Origin of the sequence: Pseudomonas sp. MMS21 TM103, assembly GCF_022132145.1 — a bacterium.
Classification (GTDB): domain Bacteria; phylum Pseudomonadota; class Gammaproteobacteria; order Pseudomonadales; family Pseudomonadaceae; genus Aquipseudomonas.
The window spans coordinates 560,584-583,032 of the sequence record NZ_JAJISP010000002.1 but is presented as its reverse complement, the minus strand read 5'-3'; the positions used below and the strand labels follow the sequence as shown (position 1 = coordinate 583,032).

General features: G+C 61.8%; 22 protein-coding genes and 4 tRNA genes. 13 read left to right on the top strand and 13 right to left on the bottom strand.

Annotated features, from left to right (window positions below):
* On the top strand, positions 1-918 hold the full coding sequence (locus tag LJY18_RS09720; protein WP_238041601.1) for a response regulator: 918 nt from the start codon (positions 1-3) through the stop codon (positions 916-918).
* Between the two features lie 18 nt (positions 919-936).
* Here the strand turns inward: LJY18_RS09720 and LJY18_RS09715 are convergent, their stop codons facing one another.
* Positions 937-2,283: a class II 3-deoxy-7-phosphoheptulonate synthase gene (locus LJY18_RS09715; protein WP_238041600.1), complete on the bottom strand. Its 1,347-nt coding sequence runs from the start codon at positions 2,281-2,283 to the stop codon at positions 937-939.
* A gap of 261 nt (positions 2,284-2,544) precedes the next feature.
* On the opposite strand from LJY18_RS09715, the gene LJY18_RS09710 reads away from it, so the two are divergent.
* On the top strand, positions 2,545-3,318 hold the full coding sequence (locus LJY18_RS09710) for a spermidine synthase (protein WP_269137763.1): 774 nt from the start codon (positions 2,545-2,547) through the stop codon (positions 3,316-3,318).
* 6 nt (positions 3,319-3,324) lie between these two features.
* On the opposite strand, the gene LJY18_RS09705 is transcribed toward LJY18_RS09710, so the two are convergent.
* Entirely contained in the window at positions 3,325-4,116 is a 792-nt protein-coding gene (locus tag LJY18_RS09705; RefSeq protein ID WP_238041599.1) for a crotonase/enoyl-CoA hydratase family protein, read from the bottom strand.
* A 435-nt stretch (positions 4,117-4,551) separates the two neighbouring features.
* On the opposite strand from LJY18_RS09705, the gene LJY18_RS09700 reads away from it, so the two are divergent.
* Positions 4,552-6,255, top strand: coding sequence for a DEAD/DEAH box helicase (locus LJY18_RS09700; protein ID WP_238041598.1), 1,704 nt, complete (start codon positions 4,552-4,554; stop codon positions 6,253-6,255).
* 92 nt (positions 6,256-6,347) lie between these two features.
* Here LJY18_RS09700 and LJY18_RS09695 read toward each other — a convergent pair whose 3' ends face one another.
* Both LJY18_RS09695 and LJY18_RS09690 read right to left on the bottom strand, forming a co-directional pair.
* Complete coding sequence (locus tag LJY18_RS09695; protein ID WP_238041597.1) at positions 6,348-6,569, bottom strand: hypothetical protein; 222 nt, start codon at positions 6,567-6,569, stop codon at positions 6,348-6,350.
* A gap of 153 nt (positions 6,570-6,722) precedes the next feature.
* Positions 6,723-7,490 (bottom strand): DODA-type extradiol aromatic ring-opening family dioxygenase, encoded by a 768-nt coding sequence (locus LJY18_RS09690; protein WP_238041596.1) that lies wholly within the window; start codon positions 7,488-7,490, stop codon positions 6,723-6,725.
* 101 nt (positions 7,491-7,591) lie between these two features.
* Here LJY18_RS09690 and LJY18_RS09685 point away from each other — a divergent pair, with 101 nt between their 5' ends.
* Positions 7,592-8,251: a thiopurine S-methyltransferase gene (locus LJY18_RS09685; RefSeq protein ID WP_238041595.1), complete on the top strand. Its 660-nt coding sequence runs from the start codon at positions 7,592-7,594 to the stop codon at positions 8,249-8,251.
* Positions 8,252-8,378: 127 nt separating this feature from the next.
* Here the strand turns inward: LJY18_RS09685 and htpX are convergent, their stop codons facing one another.
* The 4 genes from htpX to LJY18_RS09665 form a co-directional block, all read right to left on the bottom strand.
* Entirely contained in the window at positions 8,379-9,251 is an 873-nt protein-coding gene (gene htpX, locus LJY18_RS09680; protein ID WP_238041594.1) for a protease HtpX, read from the bottom strand.
* 90 nt (positions 9,252-9,341) lie between these two features.
* Positions 9,342-9,794, bottom strand: a complete 453-nt coding sequence (locus LJY18_RS09675; RefSeq protein ID WP_238041593.1) for a hypothetical protein — start codon at positions 9,792-9,794, stop codon at positions 9,342-9,344.
* A complete protein-coding gene (locus LJY18_RS09670; protein ID WP_238041592.1) occupies positions 9,794-10,537 on the bottom strand; it encodes an SDR family NAD(P)-dependent oxidoreductase in 744 nt (247 codons plus the stop codon). The genes LJY18_RS09675 and LJY18_RS09670 overlap by 1 nt, the downstream gene beginning before the upstream one ends.
* Before the next feature lie 12 nt (positions 10,538-10,549).
* Entirely contained in the window at positions 10,550-11,761 is a 1,212-nt protein-coding gene (locus tag LJY18_RS09665; RefSeq protein WP_238041591.1) for a pyridoxal phosphate-dependent aminotransferase, read from the bottom strand.
* A gap of 169 nt (positions 11,762-11,930) precedes the next feature.
* Here LJY18_RS09665 and msrB point away from each other — a divergent pair, with 169 nt between their 5' ends.
* The 3 genes from msrB to LJY18_RS09650 all read left to right on the top strand — a co-directional run bounded on the left by msrB (position 11,931) and on the right by LJY18_RS09650 (position 13,438).
* Positions 11,931-12,329 carry a peptide-methionine (R)-S-oxide reductase MsrB gene (gene msrB, locus LJY18_RS09660; RefSeq protein WP_238041590.1) on the top strand — a complete coding sequence of 133 codons (399 nt, stop codon included), beginning with the start codon at positions 11,931-11,933 and terminating at the stop codon, positions 12,327-12,329.
* 156 nt (positions 12,330-12,485) lie between these two features.
* Positions 12,486-12,971, top strand: a complete 486-nt coding sequence (locus tag LJY18_RS09655; protein ID WP_238041589.1) for a glutathione peroxidase — start codon at positions 12,486-12,488, stop codon at positions 12,969-12,971.
* Positions 12,968-13,438 (top strand): MarR family winged helix-turn-helix transcriptional regulator, encoded by a 471-nt coding sequence (locus LJY18_RS09650; RefSeq protein ID WP_238041588.1) that lies wholly within the window; start codon positions 12,968-12,970, stop codon positions 13,436-13,438. Before LJY18_RS09655 ends, LJY18_RS09650 begins: the two co-directional genes overlap by 4 nt.
* Here LJY18_RS09650 and LJY18_RS09645 read toward each other — a convergent pair.
* On the bottom strand, positions 13,422-15,746 hold the full coding sequence (locus LJY18_RS09645) for a response regulator (protein WP_330872735.1): 2,325 nt from the start codon (positions 15,744-15,746) through the stop codon (positions 13,422-13,424). The genes LJY18_RS09650 and LJY18_RS09645 overlap by 17 nt on opposite strands.
* 101 nt (positions 15,747-15,847) lie before the next feature.
* On the opposite strand from LJY18_RS09645, the gene LJY18_RS09640 reads away from it, so the two are divergent.
* Positions 15,848-16,744 carry an ATP-binding protein gene (locus LJY18_RS09640; RefSeq protein ID WP_238041586.1) on the top strand — a complete coding sequence of 299 codons (897 nt, stop codon included), beginning with the start codon at positions 15,848-15,850 and terminating at the stop codon, positions 16,742-16,744.
* Positions 16,741-17,223, top strand: a complete 483-nt coding sequence (locus tag LJY18_RS09635) for a GAF domain-containing protein (protein ID WP_238041585.1) — start codon at positions 16,741-16,743, stop codon at positions 17,221-17,223. Before LJY18_RS09640 ends, LJY18_RS09635 begins: the two co-directional genes overlap by 4 nt.
* 30 nt (positions 17,224-17,253) lie before the next feature.
* Here the strand turns inward: LJY18_RS09635 and LJY18_RS09630 are convergent, their stop codons facing one another.
* Together LJY18_RS09630 and LJY18_RS09625 are read right to left on the bottom strand one after the other, a co-directional pair.
* Positions 17,254-17,916 (bottom strand): glutathione S-transferase family protein, encoded by a 663-nt coding sequence (locus LJY18_RS09630; RefSeq protein ID WP_238041584.1) that lies wholly within the window; start codon positions 17,914-17,916, stop codon positions 17,254-17,256.
* 39 nt (positions 17,917-17,955) lie between these two features.
* Positions 17,956-18,726, bottom strand: a complete 771-nt coding sequence (locus tag LJY18_RS09625; protein WP_238041583.1) for a hypothetical protein — start codon at positions 18,724-18,726, stop codon at positions 17,956-17,958.
* Positions 18,727-18,948: 222 nt separating this feature from the next.
* On the opposite strand from LJY18_RS09625, the gene LJY18_RS09620 reads away from it, so the two are divergent.
* The 4 genes from LJY18_RS09620 to LJY18_RS09605 all read left to right on the top strand — a co-directional run bounded on the left by LJY18_RS09620 (position 18,949) and on the right by LJY18_RS09605 (position 19,371).
* Positions 18,949-19,024: transfer RNA gene (locus LJY18_RS09620), tRNA-Glu, on the top strand.
* Positions 19,025-19,051: 27 nt separating this feature from the next.
* A tRNA-Gly gene (locus LJY18_RS09615) sits at positions 19,052-19,127 on the top strand.
* Between the two features lie 73 nt (positions 19,128-19,200).
* Positions 19,201-19,276, top strand: a tRNA-Glu gene (locus tag LJY18_RS09610).
* Between the two features lie 19 nt (positions 19,277-19,295).
* Positions 19,296-19,371: transfer RNA gene (locus LJY18_RS09605), tRNA-Gly, on the top strand.
* Between the two features lie 111 nt (positions 19,372-19,482).
* Here LJY18_RS09605 and LJY18_RS09600 read toward each other — a convergent pair.
* Together LJY18_RS09600 and LJY18_RS09595 are read right to left on the bottom strand one after the other, a co-directional pair.
* The gene (locus tag LJY18_RS09600) at positions 19,483-19,893 is read right to left on the bottom strand and encodes a PA2817 family protein (protein WP_238041582.1); all 411 of its coding nucleotides are present in this window, start codon (positions 19,891-19,893) and stop codon (positions 19,483-19,485) included.
* Between the two features lie 103 nt (positions 19,894-19,996).
* On the bottom strand, positions 19,997-22,444 hold the full coding sequence (locus tag LJY18_RS09595; protein WP_238041581.1) for an acyl-CoA dehydrogenase: 2,448 nt from the start codon (positions 22,442-22,444) through the stop codon (positions 19,997-19,999).
* Positions 22,445-22,449: the final 5 nt, after the last annotated feature.

Sequence of the window (22,449 nt, the reverse complement as noted above, 5' to 3'; positions counted from 1 at the left end):
ATGACCGCAGCACCGATTCGCATCCTGTTTGTCGACGATGAGGAGCGCATTTTGCGCAGCCTGGCTTTGCAGTTTCGTCGTCAATACCAGGTGCTCACCGAGAGCGATCCGCGCCGCGCCCTGGAACGCCTGAAAAGCGAGACGGTGGATATTCTGGTCAGTGACCAGCGCATGCCGCAGATGAGCGGCGCCGAGCTGCTCGCCCAGGCCCGCGAGATCGCCCCGCAGACCCTGCGCATCCTGCTCACGGGCTATTCCGACCTGGATGCAGCGGTGCAGGCGCTGAACAGTGGCGGCATCTTCCGCTACCTGACCAAGCCCTGGGACCAGCAGGAAATGGCCTTCACGCTGCGCCAGGCGGCGGAAATTGCCGCGCGTCAGGCCCAGGTGCCGCTATTGCCGAGTGCCAGCCTGCTGGCCGCGCCGCTCAATGTGCTGCTGCTCGATGACGATCCGCAAACGCTGGCCGTGGTTGGCGATTTTTGCATGAGCGGCGGCCATCGGCTGGTGCGTGCGAGCAACCTCAATGAGGCGCTGACCGTGCTCAACGCGCAGTCGGTGGATCTACTGGTCAGCGATCTCAAGCTGGCCGGCGAGGAGGTCGCGCCCCTGCTGAAAACCCTGGCGCAGGCGCATCCGCGCTTGCTGACCCTGGTGGTGACGCCGTTCTGCGACACCCAGGCGCTGCTCAAACTGATCAATGAAGCGCAGATATTCCGCTACCTGCCCAAGCCGATCCGCCGTGGTCTGTTCGAGAAAGGCCTGCTGGCCGCCGCCGAGCAGGCACTGCTGTGGCGCGCTCAGCCGACGCCGCTGGTCACGCGCCTGGCCCAGGTGCCGCGCGAGGCGCGTGAGCGAGAGAAGGTCGGCAGTTTGCTGGGGATGTTGGGCCGCCTGCGCGAACGCCTGACGGCGTGAGGTGGCCCAGGCCGCTGCTTAGCGCCGCACCTGCTTGAGTGTCTCGGCGATCAGGAAGGCCAGTTCCAGCGACTGGTCGGCGTTCATCCGCGGGTCGCAGTGGGTGTGGTAGCGATCCGACAGGCCATCTTCGGTGATCGGTCGGGCGCCGCCGATGCATTCGGTGACGTTCTGTCCGGTCATCTCGATGTGGATGCCGCCGGCGTAGCTGCCCTCGGCCTGGTGCACGGCGAAGAACTGCTTCACTTCGGCGAGGATCTGCGCGAAGTCGCGGGTCTTGTAGCCGCTGCTGGCCTTGATGGTGTTGCCGTGCATGGGGTCTGAACTCCATAGCACCTGCTTGCCTTCGCCCTGCACCTTGCGCACCAGACGCGGCATATGGGCTTCGACCTTGTCCGCGCCCATGCGCACGATCAGGTTGAGGCGGCCGGGGTCGTTGTCCGGGTTGAGGATGTCGATCAGGCGGATCAGCTCGTCCGGGTCCATGCTCGGGCCGACCTTGACCCCGATCGGATTGCCGACGCCGCGCAGGAACTCGACGTGGGCGCCATCCAGCTGGCGGGTGCGGTCGCCGATCCACAGCATGTGCGCCGAGCAGGCGTAGTTGCCGCCGGTGAGGCTGTCCTTGCGCACGAAGGCTTCTTCATAGTTGAGCAGCAGCGCCTCGTGGGCGGTGAAGAAGCTGGTCTCGCGCAGTTGCGGCGAAGTGTCCATGCCGCAGGCACGCATGAAGGCCAGGGTTTCGTCGATGCGGTCGGCCAGCTGGCTGTACTTCTCGGCCAGGGCCGAGTTGGCGATGAAATCGAGGTTCCACTGGTGCACCTGGTGCAGGTCGGCGAAACCGCCCTGGGCGAAGGCGCGCAGCAGGTTGAGGCTGGCGGTGGACTGGTGGTAGGCCTGCAGCAGGCGCTCCGGATCCGGCACCCGGCTCTTGGCATCGAAGCCGATGCCATTGACGATGTCGCCGCGGTAGGCCGGCAGGGTGACCCCGCCGATGGTCTCGTCGTTGGCCGAGCGCGGTTTGGCGAACTGCCCGGCCATGCGCCCGACTTTCACCACGGGGCAGCCGGCGGCGAAGGTCATGACAATGGCCATCTGCAGCAACACCTTGAAGGTGTCGCGGATCTTCGCCGCGCTGAATTCGGCGAAGCTCTCGGCACAGTCGCCGCCCTGCAGCAGGAAGGCACGACCCTGGGTCACCTCGGCGAACTGGCGGCGCAGTTCACGGGCTTCGCCAGCGAACACCAGCGGCGGATAGCCGGCCAGGGTCTGCTCGACCTTGGCCAGGTGGGCGGCGTCGGGGTAGTGTGGCTGCTGCTGGATTGGCTTGCTTCTCCAGCTTTCGGGACTCCAGGCTTGCGACATGACGATTCTCGGTTTCGGACTGTTAATTAGGCAGGAGGGCATGGTAACCGATCATCCGGTGCCTTCAAGCTGATAGGCGCGATAGAGCCGCTGCATAACCACACTGATGAGGGCCTGGCAGGCCTTGTTCTGTGCGAGCCGCAAGACGCCGCGAGGCAGGCAACGGTGAATTATTGCGTGACCCGGCGCGGGTGCTTCACTGACAATTGTCGTCTTTACCCTGATGCGATTGGTCGGGGCTGTCAGGCTGGAGAGCGATCAATGCCAGGTTTACCCCCGGTGGAAGAGTTGAAAGACGAGGTCCTGCTCGCCGAAGTGCAGGATGCGTTCGGCGTGATTCGGGTGGTCGAGATTGGCGAGTACCGCTTTCTCGAATTTGGCGACTCGATTGAGCAGAGTTGCGTGTTCACTGCCGATCCTAGTTGGCTGGAATACGACTATACCCGCGCCATGCTGCTCGGCGGCTTGTGCCATCCTGCGCCTGAGAACGCACTTTTTCTTGGGCTCGGTGCCGGTAACCTGACCCAGGCCTGCCTCAAGTTTCTGCCGCTGGAGGATGTCGAAACCATCGAGCTGCGGCCCGAGGTGCCGCGCCTGGCCATGGAGTACCTTGGCTTGGACGATGACCCGCGTCTGACCATCCGCATCGGCGACGCCCTTGATCTACTGGAAAGCGCGGAAAGCGCGGATCTGATCTTCGTCGACCTCTACACCGACCACGGTCCGGGTGTTGGCCACCTGGCCTGGAATTTTCTCGAGAATTGCCAGAAGCAGTTGAGTCCCGGCGGCTGGCTGATCATCAATCAGTGGGCCGGCAATGACGGCAAGCCGCTCGGCGCACCGCTGCTGCGCGGCCTCTACCATCGGCATTATTGGGAGTGCCCGGTCAAGGAAGGCAATGTCATCCTGCTGGTGCCTGCCGATCTCGAGCAACAGCTCGACCTGGACGATCTGCACGCTCGGGCTGCGGCGCTGGCGCCGCAACTTGGGTACTCCCTGCAGCCCTTGATCGAGGCACTGCGTCCGGCCAGTTGACTGGGCTCAGCGGCCCTTGAAGTCACCGGGGCGACGTTCGAGCATGGCGCGCACGCCTTCCTGGGCATCCTCGCTGGCCATCAGGCGGGTGACCGTCGGATGCAGGTTGGCCGTCGCCGCGGCTTCGCCTTCGCGCACTGCCTGGCGTGCCGAGGCCAGGGTGGCCTGTACGCCCAGCGGTGCCTGGGCGGCAATCCGCCCGGCCAGCTTGAGTGCCTGTGGCAGCAGTTCTTCACTGGCCAGCACTTCCTGCACCAGGCCCAGGCGGTAGGCTTCGTGAGCGTCGAACTCATCGCCAGTGAGCAGCCAGCGCATGGCATTGCCCCAGCCGGCGCTCTGGTGCATGCGCAGGGTGGCGCCGCCGAACGGAAAAATACCGCGCTGCACTTCCATCTGGGCGAAGCGGGTATTGCTGGCGCACAGGTTGATGTCCGAGGCAAGCATCAGTTCAATGCCGATGGTGTAGCAATAGCCCTGGGCAGCCACTATCACCGGCTTGCTCACCCGTGGGCCGCCAAACACGCCCCAGGGGTCGCAGCCGCCGGCAGGGATCTGCCAGCCCGCGGCAAAGCTGGCGGCGACATTGGCCAGGTCAAGCCCCGCGGTGAAGTGCTCGCCATGAGCGAAGACCAAGGCGACGCGAGCCTCGCCGTCGCGCTCGAATTCGCCATAGGCCAGGCACAGCTCATTGAGCAGGTCCAGGTCGAAGGCATTACGCTTGGTCGATCGGTCCAGGCCGATCAGCATGATCTGGCCGCGTTTCTCACGGCTGACGCGACCGCTGGTGTCTTGAGTCATGGCAGAAATCCTTGCGCAGGAGATGTCGTGCAAAAGGTTATAGCAGGGCTTCTGCAAACCGCACGTGGTGGGCCGCATTGGCCACTGCTGAATGAGTGTTGGTGCGGCGTCGACACATAAGTGCCTTCATATGGCCCCCGTTTCGCGAGCATTGAATGGCCTGCATTCAGTCCAGGTCTGAACGACCGTTTGGCGGTGTCTCTGTTTGAATTGTTGGAAAACCATCACAACTGCCAATTTTTCCGGTATAGTGCGCGCCGGTCAATTCATGGCCACGTTCAGGTTACACAACTCGCCCGGAGGTCACCTTCGGCAGTCAGTCTGCGTAGCGGACTATCCTTGACGATTCATTTACAACCACGTTTTCGCAAATCCCCGCCGACACGGCTGCCAGGGCGACTTTAGAGTCTTACACGGCATGCGCAGCTTTGGAGCATGGGTCTTTGCGGATGCACTAGAGGCAGACCCATGACCCAAGTACTCGGCGGCTTCGCCGCACTCAATCTTCATCCTAATATCCTGGCCGCAGTGATCGCGACTGGCTACGAAGAGCCTTCGGCGATTCAGTTGCAGTCGATTCCGGTGATTCTCGAAGGCCACGACATGATCGGTCAGGCGCAGACCGGCACCGGTAAAACCGCTGCCTTCGCCCTGCCAATCCTCAGCCGCATCGATCCGACCAAGCGCCAGCCGCAGGCGCTGATTCTCGCGCCGACCCGCGAGCTGGCCCTGCAGGTCGCGACTGCCTTTGAAACCTACGCCAAGCAAATGCCGGGGCTGAACGTCATCGCCGTTTACGGTGGTGCGCCCATGGGCCCGCAGCTCAAAGCCATTCGCAATGGCGCGCAGGTTGTCGTTGCCACTCCGGGTCGTCTGGTCGATCACCTGCGTCGTGACGAGAAGGTATTGTCGACCATTCAGCACCTGGTGCTCGATGAAGCGGACGAAATGCTCAAGCTGGGCTTCATGGACGACCTTGAAGTGATCTTCAAGGCCATGCCGGAAACCCGCCAGACCGTCCTGTTCTCGGCGACCTTGCCGCATTCGATTCGCGCCATCGCTGAAAAGCACCTGCGTGATCCGAAGCACGTCAGGATCGAAACCAAGACCCAGACCGTGACTGCCATCGAGCAGGCTCACTTGCTGGTCCATGCCGACCAGAAGCACGCTGCCGTACTGCGTCTGCTGGAAGTCGAAGAGTTCGATGCGCTGATCGCCTTCGTGCGTACCAAGCAAGCGACTCTGGATCTGGCCGCCGTGCTCGAAGCGCGTGGCTACAAGGCCGCTGCCTTGAACGGCGACATCGCCCAGAACCAGCGTGAGCGGGTGATCGAGTCCCTTAAGGATGGCCGCCTGGACATCGTCGTCGCTACCGACGTCGCAGCCCGTGGTCTGGACGTGCCGCGCATCACCCACGTGATGAACGTCGACATGCCGTACGACCCAGAATCCTATGTTCACCGTATCGGCCGTACCGGCCGTGCCGGTCGTACCGGTCGCGCGCTGTTGCTGGTAACGCCGCGTGAGCGTCGCATGCTGCAGGTAATCGAGCGTGTCACCGGGCAGAAAGTCACGGAAGTACGCCTGCCCGACGGCCAGCAAGTACTGGACGCCCGGATCAAGAAGCTGACCTCGAGCCTGGCACCCCTGGTGGCCGACGCCGAAGCCAGCCATGGCGAGCTGCTCGACCGCTTGACCGCGCAAATCGGTTGCACCCCGCGTGCCCTGGCTGCCGCGCTGCTGCGCAAAGCCACCAACGGTCAGGCCCTGACCCTGGCGGAAGTCGAGCGCGAACAGCCGCTGGTTCCGACCAGTTCGCCGCGTGAGCGTAGCGAGCGCAGCGAACGTTCGGATCGCGGTGACAGCCGTGAGCGTCGTGCGCCAGTGCCCTTGGCCGAAGGTCGTGCCCGTTGCCGGACTGCGCTGGGCGCGCGTGACGGTATCGCCGCCAAGAACCTGCTGGGCGCCATCCTCAATGAGGGTGGTCTGATTCGCGAAGCCATCGGTCGCATCCAGGTGCGCGAGAGCTTCAGCCTGGTCGAGTTGCCGGAAGATGGTCTCGAGAGTCTGCTCAGCAAGCTGAAAGACACCCGCGTCGGTGGCAAGCCGCTGAAGCTGCGTCGTTATCGCGAAGATTGATTCGCGTTAAGCGCTAAACAAGAAGCCCCGCATTGTTGAGATGCGGGGCTTTTTTGTATCCGTCCACCTGGCAGGCAAGGTCTACATCGGCACTAAGACCGCTTGCTGCCAGCTGCGAGCATAAGGCCGCCGGCTACTATGGCGGCAATCCCAGCCCAAACGGGGACGTTGACCGTTTCCTTCTCTTGTACAGAGAACTCGAGCGGGCCAACTTTGACCGCGGTGGTGTCCTTGGTGTAACTGAAACCGCCATAAATCAGCGCCAGGGTACCTGCTACCACAAGTGCTATTGCTGCAAGCCTGATCGAGTTCATATTCTCCACACCTTCTGCGTGACACCTGAGCCTCGTGGCCGACGGTTCCAAGGGCAGGGTCATGGGGGTGATTGAAGCACAGATTGCTGTTGTTCCGTGATCGATAACCTTGGCAGCCAGCGATCGCCCAGGTTTGCCGACCCCTTGGGTGTGTCAGGCAAAGCTGTAGATATCCATGCCCAGGGCGCCGAGAGTGAAACCACTGTGCTCGACCTTGAACAGGCCGCCAGCAGCGCGGGCGAAGAACAGCGGTAATAGATGTTCGTCGCTTGGGTGGTTGCGTACGGCCGCCGGGGCCCGTTGGCGATAGTCGTGCAAGGCTGCCTCGTCGTCGGCGGCGAGCCGGGCCACCATCCAGTCGCGGAAGTCCTGGGCCCAGGGTTCGATCAGCTCGGGGCCGGCGTGCCAGTCGAGTTCACCAAGGTTATGGGTGATGCTGCCGGAGCCGATCAGCAATACGCCTTGATCGCGCAGGCCGGCCAAGGCGCGACCGATACGGGTCTGTAATTCAGGGCCTTGGCGGCTGGGCAGCGAAAGCTGCACGAGCGGGATGTCGGCGCCCGGGTACATCAGAGACAGGGGCACCCAGGCACCATGATCGAATGGGCGCTCAGGGTCGAGCTGTGCACGGAGATCGGCAGCGCCCAGCAATTGGACGATTTCTGCGGCCAACGGCGGATTGCCGGGTGCCGGGTATTGCAGCTGATACAACTCCGGGGGAAAACCGCCAAAGTCATGCCAGGTTTCAGGCTGGGCGGCGCTGGTTACGCGCAGCACGCCGCTTTCCCAATGTGCGGACACCACCAGGATGGCTCGTGGTCTGGGCAGCACCGCGGCCAGGCGGGCCAGGGCCTGACCGCTGGCGCCGGGCTCCAGGGCGAGCATGGGCGAGCCGTGGGAGATAAATAGCGAAGGCAGCATGGGGTCGGTTCCTGCAGTAGGATATCGCTATCTTCATGGCTGCTATTATCGAATTCCAGTATAAATTCTTGAACTATTTGATCGTATTTTTAGGGGGTAGAGTGGACGAAGCATTTTGGCAGACGCGCTGGGCGCGCGATCAGATAGGTTTCCATCTGGATCAGGTCAATCCCTATCTGCAGCGCCACTGCGCGGCGCTGGCGCTGCAGCCGGGGGCGCGGGTGCTGGTGCCGCTGTGCGGCAAGAGTCTGGATCTGGTCTGGCTGGCGGGGCAGGGCTATCGGGTGCTGGGCGTCGAACTGGCGCAGAAGGCGGTCGAGGATTTCTTCGCGGAGCATGGCTTGAGCGCAGAGATCCGCCAGGAGGGCGTGTTCAAGGTCTATTGCGCTGGAGCGGTGGAACTCTGGTGCGGCGATTTCTTCGCCCTGACGGCAGAGCAGCTCGGTGATTGCCAGGCGCTTTACGATCGCGCGGCCTTGATCGCCTTGCCGCTTGAGATGCGTAGAAGGTACGTGGCGCACCTGCAGGCCATCTTGCCGGCGGCATGCCGGGGCCTGCTGATTACCCTGGATTACCAGCAGAGCCAGATGGACGGCCCGCCCTTCGCGGTGACTGATGCCGAGGTAGAGGCATTGTTCGGGGCGGGCTGGGAGATCGAGACGCTGGAGCGCCTGGATGTGCTGCAGGGCAACTGGAAGTTCATCAAGCACAACCTGCAGGCGCTGGACGAGGTGGTGTACCGATTGGTCAAGCGCGAATAATGCCGCGCACAGGTCGGGCGAGTCGCTGCGCTCCTAGCGGAACGCCGCCGGCCCTCAGCCCGCGTTGGTAGGTGTGGCGCAGCAAAAAAAGGCGACCCGAAGGTCGCCCCTTTTTCATGCTTGCCGGTTAGCGCAGCTGACGCAGGGCTTCGATGCGATCTTCCAGTGGCGGGTGGGTCATCAGTAGGCCGGCCAGGCCATGCTTCAGGCCGCCGTTGATGCCGAAGGCGGTCAGGCTGTCGGGCATGTTCACCGGCACGTCCTGTTCGGCGCGAAGGCGCTGCAGGGCGGCGATCATGGCCCCGGTACCGGCCAGGCGAGCGCCGGCTTCGTCGGCCTTGAATTCGCGTTTGCGCGAGAACCACATGACGATGATGCTGGCCAGGATGCCGAGTACCAGTTCGGCGAAGATGGTTGCGACGAAGTAACCGATGCCGTGGCTGCCTTCGTTTTTCAGGATCGCCTTGTCGACGAAGTTGCCGAAGATCCGCGCAAAGAACATCACGAAGGTGTTCACCACGCCCTGGATCAGCGCCAGGGTGACCATGTCGCCGTTGGCCACGTGGCCGATTTCGTGGGCCAGTACGGCTTTCACCTCATCCGGTGAGAAGCGCTCCAGCAAGCCCTGGCTGACGGCCACCAGGGCATCGTTCTTGTTCCAGCCGGTGGCAAAGGCGTTGGATTCGTAAGCCGGAAAGATCCCCACTTCCGGCATCTTGATGCCGGCATTGCGCGACAGTTCTTCGACGGTTTGCAGCAGCCACTGCTCGTGGCGGGTGCGTGGCTGGGTAATGATCTCGGTGCCGGTGCTCATCTTCGCCATCCACTTGGACAGCAGCAGCGAAATCAATGAGCCGGCAAAACCGAATACCGCGCAGAAAATCAGCAGGCTGCTGTAGTTCTGGCCGGTGAAACGGTCTACCCCCAGGAGCTTGAGAGTGATGCTGGCGATTATCAGCACCGCCAGGTTGGTAGCCAGGAACAGCAAAATGCGCATCATGGTGTGAAACGACTCCTCACGGGATAAGACTTGCTAGATATGCCGGCTATATAAGGGCGCGCCCCCCGGCTCTTCAACCGGGGGACTATTTCAAACTGTGTCGCCCGTAGCGCTCAGGCTGCTTTCGAAGAGCAGACGAGTGAGGCGGGCGAGGCGTTCGCCATGCTTTTGGCTCAGTGCTTCGCGCAGTTGAAAGGCCAGGGTGGCATGCACTCGGCGCACGCTTGGTGGCAGTGCTTCGCCTTCACGCAGGGCATGGGGCACGCTGCGACTCAGGCGCAGAAAGCCTTTTTCGCTGAGCACCGCCTGATCGAGGGCGTCGTAGGCGATGGTCGAGTCGAAGCGCAGGTAGCCTTCCTCGGCCAGCCACAGCAGCGTGCCCAGGCAGCTCTCATGGCGCTTGCTCGGCAGGCCGAACTCATCCGGCTCCTCGCGGCCGATCAGGTCTTCTACGTAGAGCGCCATTTTGCGCGGGAAGACCTGATAGAGGTGCAGCATGGCGGCTGCCGCATCCTTGTAGAAATCGTCGATTTGTAGATCCATCAGAATTTGGCAATCATCGAGGTGGGTAGTAGCGGCAGCAGGCGACCGAGAATTGCCCAGGGCCAGCCCGGTACATAGGCGCTGCTGTGGCGTTTGTCGATGTGTCGGGCGATCAGCGTGGCGCCGCGTTGCACATCGATCACAAAGGGTCGTTTGGGCATATCGCTGTTGAGGGGCGTATCGATAAAGCCGGGCAGCAGCAGGGTGGTGTCGATACCCTTGCCTTGCAGTTCGGCGCGGGTGGCTTGCATGTAACTGATCAGGCCCGCCTTGCTCGCCGAATAGGCAGCGGCATAGGGCAGGCCGCGCTTGCCGGCGACCGAGGCGACCGCGACTAGGTGACCATGGCCTTGCTGGCGAAATAACGCGGCCGCGGCATCCAGGCAGGCGATGGCGCCGATCAGGTTGGTTTCCAGGGTCAGCCTGGCGCGCTCGAAGTGGCCGCCACCGACTTTGCTGGTCAGGGCGATGCCAGCGTTGGCGATGAGCCCGTCCAGTCCGCCCAGGGCGTTGGCAGCCAGGCCTATGGCGTCCTGGCAGGCCGCGTAGTCGGTCACGTCCAGCGGCAGGACGATGGCCTTGCGGCCGAAGCGCGCCTGCAGTTCCGCCGCCAGCAGGTGCAGGCTGTCTTCGCGGCGCGCCGCCAGGGCCAGGTCATAGCCTTTGCTCGCCAGTTCGCGGGCGAGTGCGGCGCCAATACCGGAGCTGGCGCCGGTCAGCAGATAACGTTTGCCCTGGGTCATGCTCGTCTCCGGTTACTGCTGGTAGCCCTTGAGGAAGCTGCCGATGCGGCCGATGGCCTGTTCCAGGTCATCGACCCGCGGCAGGGTGACCACGCGGAAGTGATCCGGCCAAGGCCAGTTGAAGGCAGTGCCTTGGACGATCAGCAGTTTCTCGGAAAGCAGCAGGTCGAGGACGAACTTCTCGTCGTTGTGAATCGGGCAGACCTTGGGGTCGATTTTCGGGAAGGCATAGAGCGCGCCCATGGGTTTGACGCAGCTGACCCCGGGGATGTCATTGAGCAGCTCCCAGGTACGGTTGCGTTGCTCGAGCAGACGCCCTTGCGGCAACACCAGGTCGTTGATGCTCTGGTAGCCACCCAGTGCCGTCTGGATCGCGTGCTGGCTCGGCACGTTGGCGCACAGGCGCATGTTGGCCAGAATGTCGATGCCTTCGATATAGCTCTGCGCGCGGTGCTTGGGCCCGGAAATGGCCACCCAGCCGGAGCGGAAACCCGCTACGCGATAGGACTTGGACAGGCCGTTGAAGGTCAGGCAGAGCACGTCTGGCGCCAGCGAGGCGGTGCAGATGTGCTGGGCTTCATCGTAGAGGATCTTGTCGTAGATCTCGTCGGAGAACAGCACCAGGTTGTGCTGGCGCGCCAGTTCGACGATGTCCATCAGGACTTCTTTGGAATACACCGCGCCGGTGGGGTTGTTCGGGTTGATCAGCACCAGTGCCTTGGTGTTCGGCGTGATCTTGGCGCGCATGTCGGCAATGTCCGGGAACCAGCCGGCTTGTTCGTCACACAGATAATGCACCGGCTTGCCGCCGGACAGGGCTACGGCGGCAGTCCACAGCGGATAGTCGGGGGCCGGGATCAGTACTTCATCGCCGTTGTTGAGCAGCGCCTGCATGGCCATGACGATCAGCTCGGACACGCCGTTGCCCAGGTAGATGTCCTCGATGCCAACGCCTTCCACCTGCTTCTGCTGGTAGTACTGCATCACCGCCTTGCGCGCACTGAACAAACCCTTGGAATCGCTGTAGCCCTGGGCTGTCGGCAAGTTGCGGATGACGTCCTGGAGGATTTCTTCCGGGGCTTCGAAACCGAACGACGCCGGGTTGCCGATGTTCAGCTTGAGGATGCGATGGCCTTCCTCTTCCAGGCGTTTGGCGTGCTTGAGCACGGGGCCGCGAATGTCATAGCAGACATTGGCGAGCTTGTTCGATTTGCTGAACTGCATGTAAGTGTTCCCGAGTGGTGAAACGCCGTTGAATTACCGTGTAAAAGTCTCGATCAGGCGAGCCTTGGCAGGTTGTAACGCGGGTGACAGACTGGGGTCGAATGATACGTTGCAGCCTGACCTTGGCAAAGGTACTGGTCGGGCTTTTTTCTGTTGAGGAGACCTGCCTGTGGACAAGCTCGAAAAACCCCTGGAAGCCTGGCGCGAAGAACTGTCGGAGACGCAGTTCCATGTCTGCCGGTTGGGTGGCACGGAGCGAGCCTTTTCCGGTGAATACCATGACAGCAAGACGCCGGGCATTTATCACTGCGCCTGCTGCGGTACTGCATTGTTCGACTCGGACGCCAAGTTCGACTCCGGGAGTGGCTGGCCCAGCTACTTTCAGCCGCTGGGCAAGGATGCGATTACCAGCCTGGATGATTTCAGCCACGGCATGCACCGCATCGAAGTGAAGTGTGGCAAGTGCGATGCCCACCTGGGCCACGTCTTTCCCGATGGGCCGGCGCCCACCGGTTTGCGCTATTGCATCAATTCGGCATCGCTGAAGCTGGTCCCCCGGCCGCAGTAACCATAGGGCGGGCAGGGGTGGCGGGCTGAAGCGGAGCGTCACCCGGCCACCCTGTGGTCGCCTATCTACAGGACATATATTGGAAAGATAAATTGTGTGCAATTCAATTGCTCGCTATCTTGTCCCTCGTTCCCCTGTCAATAGAGAGCCAGAACCATGAGCAACGAACTGTTTGATATCCCTGTGACCACGATCAAGGGTGAGCAGAAAACCCTGGCCGACTTCGGTGGCAAGGCCGTGCTGGTGGTCAATACCGCCAGCAAATGCGGTTTTACTCCACAGTACAAGGGCCTGGAAAACCTCTGGCAGCAGTACAAGGACAAGGGGCTGGTGGTGCTCGGCTTTCCCTGCAACCAGTTCGGCAAGCAGGAGCCGGGCAATGAGGGGGCTATTTCCGAGTTTTGCGAGCTGAACTTCGGTGTCAGCTTTCCCTTGTTCAAGAAAGTCGATGTCAACGGCAGCGATGCCCATCCCCTGTTCGTCAAGCTGAAGAAGAATGCACCCGGCCTGCTCGGAAGCCAGGGTGTGAAGTGGAACTTCACCAAGTTTCTGATCAGTACCGACGGTAAGCAGGTCAAGCGTTTCGCGCCGACTACCAAGCCGGAAGACCTGACTGCCGAGATCGAAGCCCTGCTCAAATGAAGCCAGTGTCATTCGAGCGGGAGGACCCTTTGCAGTTGGACAACCAGCTGTGCTTCAAGCTCTACGCGGCTTCACGCGCGGTGATTCGTGCCTACAAGCCGATGCTCGATCAGTTGAACCTGACCTACCCGCAGTACCTGGCGATGTTGGTGCTCTGGGAGTGGCAGGTTGACCCGCCGGCACAGCCGACGGTCAAGGCTCTGGGCGAGCGCTTGCTGCTCGATTCGGGCACCTTGACCCCACTGCTCAAGCGGTTGCAGCAACTTGGTTTGCTCTTGCGCCAGCGTTCGACTGAAGATGAGCGCGAGGTGCACCTGGCATTGACTGAAGCGGGCTGTGCCTTGCGTGAGCGGGTACTGCCATTACGCCAGCAGCTACTGTGCGAACAGGGTCTCGAGGTGGCCGAATTGGCCGAGTTGCGTGGCCGCCTTGGTCAGTTACTCGACCGCTTCATGGCGCTGCGCTAGACGCTGACAACCAGCGCTCGAGCAGGGCCGCCAGTTCTTCGCGGCGGAAGGGTTTGGCCAGGTAATCGCTCATGCCGGCGGCGCGACAGCGCTCGCGCTCATCGGGCAGGGCGTTGGCAGTCAGGGCGATGATCGGCAGCTCGGGATGGTGGCCGCCCTGGCGAATCCTGCGGCTGGCTTCATAGCCATCCATGATTGGCATGTTGCAGTCCATCAGCACCAGGTCGATGTCGTGCTGAGCCAGTTGGCTCAGGGCTTCGGCGCCATGGTTGGCCAGCACGACCTCGCAGCCGAGTTTATCCAGCATGCCTTTTGCCACCAGCTGGTTGACTGGATTGTCCTCCACCAGCAGCACCCGTGCCCGCCGTCCAGTTCGTTGCTCGATGGGGCTTGGTGTCGGACCACTTTCCACTTGCTGGCCGAGGCTGCGGCGCAATGCCTCGCGCAGGGTTTGGCGCGACAGCGGCCTGGCGATTTGTTCGAACGGGGCCAGGGCGTGCGCCTGTTCACTAGGTAGGAAGCTGCCGTAGGCGGTGACCAGCAGGATCGGCATCTTGCACGTCGGGCGCGTGCCCGGCAGGCACTCGGGGCAGTCACTGATCAACAGGTCGGCGGTGACGCCGAGCAGGTTTGTATCGGTGTCCAGGCGTTGATACTCCAGCCCCCATGCGGGCAACAGCTTGCCAAGCAGTTCGCTGAGGCCTGAGTTGGCCGAGCTGAGGGCAATGACCTTTCCGGTCAGTGCTGGCAAAGAAGGCGCAGGGGTGTGGCTAGGCAATGGCAGCTCGGCGCAGAACTGGCTGCCGAAGCCTTCCCTGGACTCCAGTTCGAGCCGACCCTGCATGGCTTCGCACAGGCGGCGGGTGAGTGCCAGGCCCAGACCGGTGCCGCCGAACTGGCGGGTAATGCCGACCCCTGCCTGGGCAAAGGGTTGATAGATGCGCGCGCGTGCCTCTTCGGCAATACCTATGCCGGTGTCGCGCACCAGGATCCGTATGCCTGTCGGGCTACTGTCGACATGGAGGTCGACGCGGCCAAAACGGGTGAATTTCAGGGCGTTTGACAGGAGGTTGCTTATGATCTGGCGCACCCGTGTCGGGTCGCCGAGCACTTGTGCGGGCAGTAGAGGGTCGATCAAACAGGTCAATTCGACACCCGGCAAGGCGTTTTGCGACAGCAGGCTGGCGGTGTCTTCGACCATGGTGCCGAGGTCGAAAGGCATGCTTTCCAACTCGAGCTGTCCGGCTTCGAATTTCGACAAGTCGAGGATGTTATTCAGCAGTTCGACCAGTATCTTGCCGGAGTCGTGGGCAATCGACAGCTGCTGGCGCTGTTCGTTGCTCAGCGGGCCGTCGAGGGCCAGGGCGAGCATGCCGAGCAGGCCGTTGAGCGGGGTGCGGATCTCGTGGCTCATGTTGGCGAGAAATGCCGAGCGGGCCTGGGCCGTGTCCAGCGCGGTGCGTTTTGCCTGCTCCAGCTCCTGATTGGATTCGAGCAGGCGCGCGTTAGTGGCCTTCAATTCGGTGGTGCGCGCAGAAACGATGTTCTCCAGTTCACTCAGGTACTGGGTGAGGCGGTTCTCCGCTTCGCGACGTTGCTCGATCTCCTTGGCTATGCTGGACAGTTGTTGGTTGGTGACGTCGACCAGAATGCCGATTTCATCGCGCTCATGCCCATGCGGGCAGGGCAGTCTGTTGCGGTTCGGGGTGTGCAGGTCGCGACCGCTGAGCGCGCGAATCACCTCGATCAGTGGCTTGGTCAGCATGAAATAGAACAGCACCAGCAGGATCAGCGAGAGCAGCAGGCTGCGGGCGAAGCCGGTCAGCAAGGTAAGCATGGCGCGCCGCAGGAAGTGACTGCCGAACGCATAGGTGTCGACTTCCAGGCGCAGCACGCCGAGGGCTTCCTGGGGGGCGTGACTGACGAACAGTTGGGTTTCGAACTGGCGCCGTGCGTCGAAGAGGTAATCGCTGAACAGTCGGTAGCTACTTGTGCTGGGCGGGCGGCTGACGCTGGCCAGAGTCATGTTGCTGTTGTCTATGATCTCGGCACGAATTACCGCTGGCGAGCGCAGCAGGCCCAGCACCAGTTCCTGGGCCAGTTCGGCGTCGATGTTGTAGGCGATGCGTGCCGCGGGATTGTGGCTGATCTCCATCAGTGCGCTAATCTCGCGGTTGATGGAGGCATCTTCACTGGCATAATCGATGCCCACTTGAATCAAACTGAGCGCAGTGCCGAGGATAAACGCCACCAGTACGGTCAAACTGGCCTGTTTGAACGACAGGCGTTGGGTGAGCGGTATATCCATGGGTGGCAATGATCTCGGGTCCGTGCGCTTGCCAAGCATAACCCATCCGTTCTGCCTTTCGGCGGGAGCAGTTGGCAGGGTGTCGCATCAAGGAGCACATCGTGGATTCCCGTTTGAATGCTTTTCTCCAGCGCGCCGAGAGCGTGCTTGCCCGACTCGAGCCGCTGTTGCCGGCCCAGCGTGGCGCTATCGACTGGCAGCATAGCCTGGCCGCGCGCTGGCATCGTGAGGGGCGCAGCGGTAGCGGTTACTTGCAGCCGTTGAGCATCAACCTCGACCTGAATCTGAGCGACCTGATCGGTGTGGACACTCAGCGTGACCAGCTGGCGCGCAACACCCGACAATTCATTCGGGGGCTGCCAGCCAACCACGCTTTGCTCTGGGGCGCGCGTGGCACGGGCAAGTCATCGCTAGTACGCGCATTGTTGGCCGAACATGCCGCGGCCGGACTGCGCCTGATCGAGATCGAGCGCGACCATCTGGCGGATTTGCCACGCGTGGTCGAGCAACTGATTCGGCTGCCCCAGCGCTTCGTGCTGTTTTGCGACGACCTGTCCTTTGAGGCCGGCGAGGGCGATTACCGGGTGCTGAAAAGCGTGCTGGATGGCTCGCTGGAGCGCTCGCCAGACAATGTACTGCTCTACGCGACCTCCAACCGCCGCCATCTGATGCCGGAGAGTCACAGCGACAACGAGGCCTCGCAGGTGGTCGACGGCGAACTGCATCCCAGCGAGGCGATCGAGGACAAGATCGCCTTGTCTGATCGTTTCGGCCTGTGGTTGTCTTTCTACCCATTCACCCAGGATCACTTCCTCGATGTGGTGCGCCATTGGATCGAGGTGCAGGCGGTGCAGGCTGGCTTGCACTGGCAGTGGAGCGAGGCGCTGGAAAAGGCGGCGATTCGCTGGGCCCTGGGTCGTGGCAATCGCAATGGTCGCTGTGCCTATCAGTTCGCCCGGCACTGGGTCGGGCTGCAACTCCTGGAGAGCCAAGCATGATCGACCTTACGCAGGCTGACGCTGAGTCTGATGACTATTCACTGCTGGCCGCGCAACTGCAGGCACTGTTGGCAGATGAGCGGGATTTCATTGCCAACGCCGCGCAGTTCTGCGCCTTGTTGTTCCAGGAGCTGAGCGAGCTCAATTGGGCTGGCTTCTACCTGTTACGGGGCGATGAACTGGTGCTGGGGCCATTCCAGGGGCGTGTGGCGTGTGTGCGAATACCCGTGGGACGCGGTGTGTGCGGAGTGGCTGCGGCTACTTGGGAAACACAGCGGGTGGAGGATGTGCACGGCTTTGCCGGGCATATCGCCTGCGACAGTGCCTCGCGCAGCGAGCTGGTGGTGCCGCTGCTGAAGGCGGGGCGGCTGATCGGCGTGCTGGATCTGGATAGTCCGCAGCTGGCCCGCTTTACAGTCGCGGACCAGGTTGGGATCGAGCGGTTGGTCGAGATTTTCTTGCAGCTCAGCGATTGTTGATACCGCCGATGCTGGCGGCGCTTCGCCCTATCAAACCTTGGCAGCCATCTTGGCCAGCATTTTTTGCTCGTCGGGCAATAGCGCTTGCACCGAGGGACGCGCTTTCACGCGCTGATAGAGGGCGGCCAGGTTAGGCCAGCGCTGGGCATCCAGTTGCTCATCACCATGTTCCATGTTGATTATCTGGCAGGCAAATGCCAGGTCGGCCAGGGTCAGGCCGTCACCGACGAAGTACTCGGCATTGCCCAGGCTCTGCTCCAGGTAGTCGAAGTGCACCGGCAGCTTATCCGTCAGCGTGCTCTGCACCGCTGCCTCATCGCAGGGCTGGCCCATGGACGGCTTCAGGGTGCGATTACGGAATACGCTGAAGGTGCACAGTGGCGCCAACTCATAGTCACTGTATTTTTCCAGCCAGCGTACGCGGGCGCGTTGCTCTGCGTTGCGGCCCTGCAGCTGGGGGCGCTCGGCGTAGTTGTCTTCCAGGTACTGGCAGATCACGCTGGAGTCGGCCAGGCTGAAGTCGCCATGCTTCAAGGCCGGGATGCGGCCCAGCGGACTGAGTTGGCGATACCAGTCGGGTTGGCCGAAGGGCAGAATGATTTCCAGTTTGTACTCGAGGTCTTTCTCCGCCAGGCACAGGCGTACTTTGCGTACGAAGGGCGAAAGCGGGGCGCCATATACTGTCAGGTTCATCAAGCGTCCTTGTCTGCGGTGGATTAAGGCGTGTGGCTGTCAGTCGTAAATATTCTTCTTCTTCCAGTCTTCATTGCCTTCCAGGCTTTTCAGACCCTCGGTCAGCTCGCTGGCGTCGTCGGCTGCCGGCTTGCCCATGTCCACCACCATGGCATTGGCGCGGGCCAGTTGCTCTTCGAATTTTTTCAGGGGCGTCTGGTAACGCACGTTGTCGGCTTGCTTGCGCAGGTACTGAGCGCCGCGCTCAAACGCCAGACGCGCCTGGCCGGGCTGGTTCTGTTGCAGGGCCTGATGGCCAAGGTTGCCAAACAGCTCGATATGTAGTTGCACCAGCATGTGGCGAATTTCATTGACCCAGTGCTTGGCTTCATTGGCAGGCAGGATGCCATCCTGGGCGCAGCGGGTGATTTGTCCGTGCAGGTTTTCCAGTTGAAAGCGCACTTCTTTGGCTTTGACTTCGCTGATGATCTGCTGCGGCGGATTCTGTACCGGAATCGCATCGCCTTGGGCAATCAACTGGCGCAGTGCTTCGTGTTGCGCTTTGCTGTCGGCATTGCCTGGCTGTAAGTGCGTCAGGCGCTGGGTGAAGTGCATTTGCAGGCGGCTGAGCATGAGCTTCAGCTGGGGCGTCATCAGCTGTCCGGGCAAGGACTCGGATATGTTGGCGCAGCGGCGGATGCGGTCATTGAGCTCGGTCCGGAGGCGGGCCTTTTCCAGCTTGTTGTTCTCGACCATGTGATTGACGAAGGCAATGGCGATCAATAGGGCGATGCCGCCGACAATCAGCAGGGTAATGACCAGTGGGGACATCGGTATCGCCTCGCAAGTGCTGGTTTTCGTCGGAGTGTAGTGCCTTAGCCGCTGGGCTGATAGAGTTGCCTCAAGATCTGACCTGAAGTCGTTGATTTTAAAAAAAAATTATAGAGAGGTTGACGACTCTGCGCAGGATCCATAGAATGCGCGCCACTTCCAGCGCAATGCTTTATTGCAGTGAGCAAGAAGCCGGATAGTATTTTTCAGCTTCCGGGTTGCGTCCCCTTCGTCTAGTGGCCTAGGACACCGCCCTTTCACGGCGGTAACAGGGGTTCGAGTCCCCTAGGGGACGCCATTATTGTTGTAGATGTCTGTTGTATAAGCGGGAATAGCTCAGTTGGTAGAGCACGACCTTGCCAAGGTCGGGGTCGCGAGTTCGAGTCTCGTTTCCCGCTCCAGATTTTCAAGTGGCACCTGTTGGGTGTCGCTTGGGTCATTCGGTGAATAATCGGGTGATGCAATAAGTTCCAGGTCCCCTTCGTCTAGTGGCCTAGGACACCGCCCTTTCACGGCGGTAACAGGGGTTCGAGTCCCCTAGGGGACGCCATTTTTGTTGTAGATACACTGCGGGAATAGCTCAGTTGGTAGAGCACGACCTTGCCAAGGTCGGGGTCGCGAGTTCGAGTCTCGTTTCCCGCTCCATATAAACAAAAACGCCGCTCACTGAGCGGCGTTTTTGTATCCGTAATATAGCTGACGCAAGAAAAAGCCCGCCGGTATTGCCGTGCGGGCTTTGTCGTTGCTCTAGCGTTATTAGTGCTTGCTGCCCTGCGTGGGCATGGCCAGCAATTGTTTTTCCTGATTCCAGTCGAATGGAGCGTCGTTTTCCAGGGCCTCGAAGCGGTGCTCTTCCAGGGTCTGGTACATCTCGATTTCTTCGTCGGGCATGAAATGCAGGCAGTCGCCACCGAAGAACCAGAGCAGGTCACGCGGGACCAGGTGAGCGATTTGCGGGTAGCGCTGGAAGATCTGGCTGATCAGATCCTGGCCGAGGTAGAGACTGGCTTCCGGGTCGTTCGGCAGGTCGGCCAGCAACTCGTCATAGCGTTCCAGGTACATGGCATGGCTGTCATCGAGAATCTGCTCGGCTTCGCCCAAGGCAACCAGAATGGTGCGCAGATGGGCGAGCAGGGCGAGGTGATGATCGAGGTGAGTGTTGGCCATGACGAAAATCCTGTAGGTAAAACGGGCGCGCAAGTATAAAGCTCTGCGCGCCCACTGTCCCTGGCTGTGAACAGCTGCTGCGTTTGGCCGTGGGTTAGCGGCCCTAGCGCACCTTGCCGCGACCGAGTTTGAGTTCTTCCTTGGCAAAGTCGTCGATGTCGATCACCAGGCGTCGCGCGGCTTCGGCCTGTTGCAGGCTCTGCGCTTCTTCTGCGGTGAGGATGCCGGCACTGGCTGCGGCGTCGATCAGGCTCTGTTCCGGCGCCTCCTGCAGTTGTCCGTCCTTGAGTGCCTGGTGCAGTTTTTTCTGCAGGGGTTGCACGCTTTGCAGCAGGTCCATCGCCTGCTGCAGGGCGCCTACCGGATCGTTCTGCACCTGTGGGCGGTAGCAACCGGCGAGCAACTCTTCCAGGGCCGGATCGCCGCTGTTGCGTCCAATGATCTCGGCGACCTGGGCGTCCTGTGCATCGCTGGGGCCTTTGTGTCGGCGGCCGAAGGGGAAGACCAGTACACGCAGGGCGCAACCGAGCGGTTTGTTCGGGAAGTTGCTGAGCAGTTCATCCAGCGCCCGTTCGGCATGGCCCAGGCTTTCCTCCATGGCCCAGCACAGCAGCGGGCGTGAATGCGCCGGGTAATCCAGATCGTGGTAGCGCTTGAGTGCTGCCGAGGCCAGGTACAGATGGCTGAGCACATCGCCCAGGCGTGCGGACAGTCGTTCGCGGCGTTTCAGTTCGCCACCCAATAGCATCATGCTCAAGTCGGCAATCAGGGCGAAGGCTGCAGCCAGGCGATTCAGTGCACGAAAGTAGGGGCGACTGAGGTTGTCGCCCGGCGCATCGCTGAGCCGGCCCAGGCCGAGGCTGAGGATCAGGCTGCTGGCCGCGTTGCTCACGGCGAAGCCGATGTGTTGCAGCAGCAGTGCATCGAACTCCAGCAGCGCTTGCTCCTTGTCTTCACGGCCGGCCAGGGCCATTTCCTTGAGTACATAGGGGTGGCAGCGGATCGCGCCCTGACCGAAGATCATCAGGTTGCGCGAGAGGATGTTGGCGCCCTCCACAGTGATGGAGATGGGCGCCCCTTGCCAGGCCCGGCCCAGGTAGTTGTTCGGGCCCATGATGATGCCCTTGCCGCCATGCACGTCCATGGCGTGGCTGACGCATTCGCGGCCGCGCTCGGTCAGGTGGTACTTGAGGATCGCCGAGAGCACCGACGGTTTTTCGCCCAGATCCACCGCGCCCGCCGTGAGGATCCGTGCGCTGTCCATCAGCCAGGTATTGCCGCCGATGCGGGCCAGGGCCTCCTGGATGCCCTCGAAGGCCGCCAGCGGGACATTGAACTGCTCGCGTATCTGGCAGTACTGGCCAGTGACCAGGCTGGTGAACTTGGCCGAGCCGGTGGCCCCGGCCGGCAGGGAGATGGAACGGCCGACCGACAGGCAGTTCATCAGCATCATCCAGCCTTTGCCGAGCATGTCCTGGCCGCCGATCAGGTAGTTCAGCGGGATGAACACGTCTTTCCCTGAGTTCGGTCCGTTCATGAAGGCGGCGCCGAGGGGCAGATGGCGGCGGCCGATTTCCACGCCGGGCGTTTCGGTGGGGACCAGGGCCAGGCTGATGCCGAGGTCTTCCTGTTCGCCGAGCAAGTGATCGGGGTCGTAGGCTTTGAATGCCAGGCCGAGCAGGGTCGCAACCGGGCCCAGGGTGATGTAGCGCTTTTCCCAGTTCAGGCGCAGGCCAAGGACTTCCTCGCCCTGCCACTGACCTTTGCAGATAATCCCGGTGTCGGGCATGGCCCCCGCGTCCGAGCCGGCCAATGGGCCGGTAAGGGCGAAGCAGGGGATGTCATCGCCGCGCGCCAGGCGCGGCAGATAGTGCTGGCGCTGCTCATCAGTGCCGTAGTGCAGCAGCAGCTCGGCCGGGCCGAGGGAGTTGGGCACCATCACGGTAGAGGCCAGGTCGCCGCTGCGGGTCGCCAGTTTCATCGCCACCTGGGAATGGGCATAGGCGGAAAAGCCTTTGCCGCCGTATTCCTTCGGGATGATCAGGGCGAAAAAGCCATGCTGCTTGATGTGCTCCCAGGCCTTGGCCGGTAGGTCCATTTGCTGGCCGATTTCCCAGTCACTGACCATGGCGCAGAGTTCTTCGGTGGGGCCGTCGATAAAGGCTTGCTCCTCCTCGCTCAATTGCGCCTTGGGGTAGGCCAGCAGTTTGTCCCAGTCCGGACGGCCGCTGAAGAGCTCGCCATCCCACCAGACGCTACCGGCTTCGATGGCGTCGCGTTCGGTGGCTGACATGGGCGGCAGTACCCGCTGAAACCAGGCGAACATGGGCGCGCTGAACAGTTTTCGCCGTTGTTCCGGTAGCACCAGCGGCAGTGCCACGACCAGGAGCAAGAGCCAGAAGACAGTCAAAAGCCAGGTTGGGGCGTGACTAAATAGACCCATGAGAACCAGGTACCCAGCAACCATGCCGAGAGCAGGCAGCGGTGCAGTGCGGCGGTGGGCCAGATAGGCCGTAGCAACGACCAGAACGAGCAACCAGACAGCGAGCATGCAAA

Bases quoted from the DNA above. Each gene is read 5' to 3' on its own strand.
- LJY18_RS09635 (WP_238041585.1), top strand. From the start codon at position 16,741: ATGATCGACCTTACGCAGGCTGACGCTGAGTCTGATGACTATTCACTG.
- LJY18_RS09630 (WP_238041584.1), bottom strand. From the start codon at position 17,916: ATGAACCTGACAGTATATGGCGCCCCGCTTTCGCCCTTCGTACGCAAA.
- LJY18_RS09675 (WP_238041593.1), bottom strand. From the start codon at position 9,794: ATGGATCTACAAATCGACGATTTCTACAAGGATGCGGCAGCCGCCATG.
- LJY18_RS09665 (WP_238041591.1), bottom strand. From the start codon at position 11,761: ATGCAGTTCAGCAAATCGAACAAGCTCGCCAATGTCTGCTATGACATT.
- LJY18_RS09700 (WP_238041598.1), top strand. From the start codon at position 4,552: ATGGGTCTTTGCGGATGCACTAGAGGCAGACCCATGACCCAAGTACTC.
- LJY18_RS09595 (WP_238041581.1), bottom strand. From the start codon at position 22,444: ATGCTCGCTGTCTGGTTGCTCGTTCTGGTCGTTGCTACGGCCTATCTG.
- htpX (WP_238041594.1), bottom strand. From the start codon at position 9,251: ATGATGCGCATTTTGCTGTTCCTGGCTACCAACCTGGCGGTGCTGATA.
- LJY18_RS09670 (WP_238041592.1), bottom strand. From the start codon at position 10,537: ATGACCCAGGGCAAACGTTATCTGCTGACCGGCGCCAGCTCCGGTATT.
- LJY18_RS09645 (WP_330872735.1), bottom strand. From the start codon at position 15,746: ATGGATATACCGCTCACCCAACGCCTGTCGTTCAAACAGGCCAGTTTG.
- LJY18_RS09720 (WP_238041601.1), top strand. From the start codon at position 1: ATGACCGCAGCACCGATTCGCATCCTGTTTGTCGACGATGAGGAGCGC.
- LJY18_RS09710 (WP_269137763.1), top strand. From the start codon at position 2,545: ATGCCAGGTTTACCCCCGGTGGAAGAGTTGAAAGACGAGGTCCTGCTC.
- LJY18_RS09655 (WP_238041589.1), top strand. From the start codon at position 12,486: ATGAGCAACGAACTGTTTGATATCCCTGTGACCACGATCAAGGGTGAG.
- LJY18_RS09715 (WP_238041600.1), bottom strand. From the start codon at position 2,283: ATGTCGCAAGCCTGGAGTCCCGAAAGCTGGAGAAGCAAGCCAATCCAG.
- LJY18_RS09650 (WP_238041588.1), top strand. From the start codon at position 12,968: ATGAAGCCAGTGTCATTCGAGCGGGAGGACCCTTTGCAGTTGGACAAC.
- LJY18_RS09705 (WP_238041599.1), bottom strand. From the start codon at position 4,116: ATGACTCAAGACACCAGCGGTCGCGTCAGCCGTGAGAAACGCGGCCAG.
- LJY18_RS09695 (WP_238041597.1), bottom strand. From the start codon at position 6,569: ATGAACTCGATCAGGCTTGCAGCAATAGCACTTGTGGTAGCAGGTACC.
- LJY18_RS09600 (WP_238041582.1), bottom strand. From the start codon at position 19,893: ATGGCCAACACTCACCTCGATCATCACCTCGCCCTGCTCGCCCATCTG.
- LJY18_RS09625 (WP_238041583.1), bottom strand. From the start codon at position 18,726: ATGTCCCCACTGGTCATTACCCTGCTGATTGTCGGCGGCATCGCCCTA.
- LJY18_RS09690 (WP_238041596.1), bottom strand. From the start codon at position 7,490: ATGCTGCCTTCGCTATTTATCTCCCACGGCTCGCCCATGCTCGCCCTG.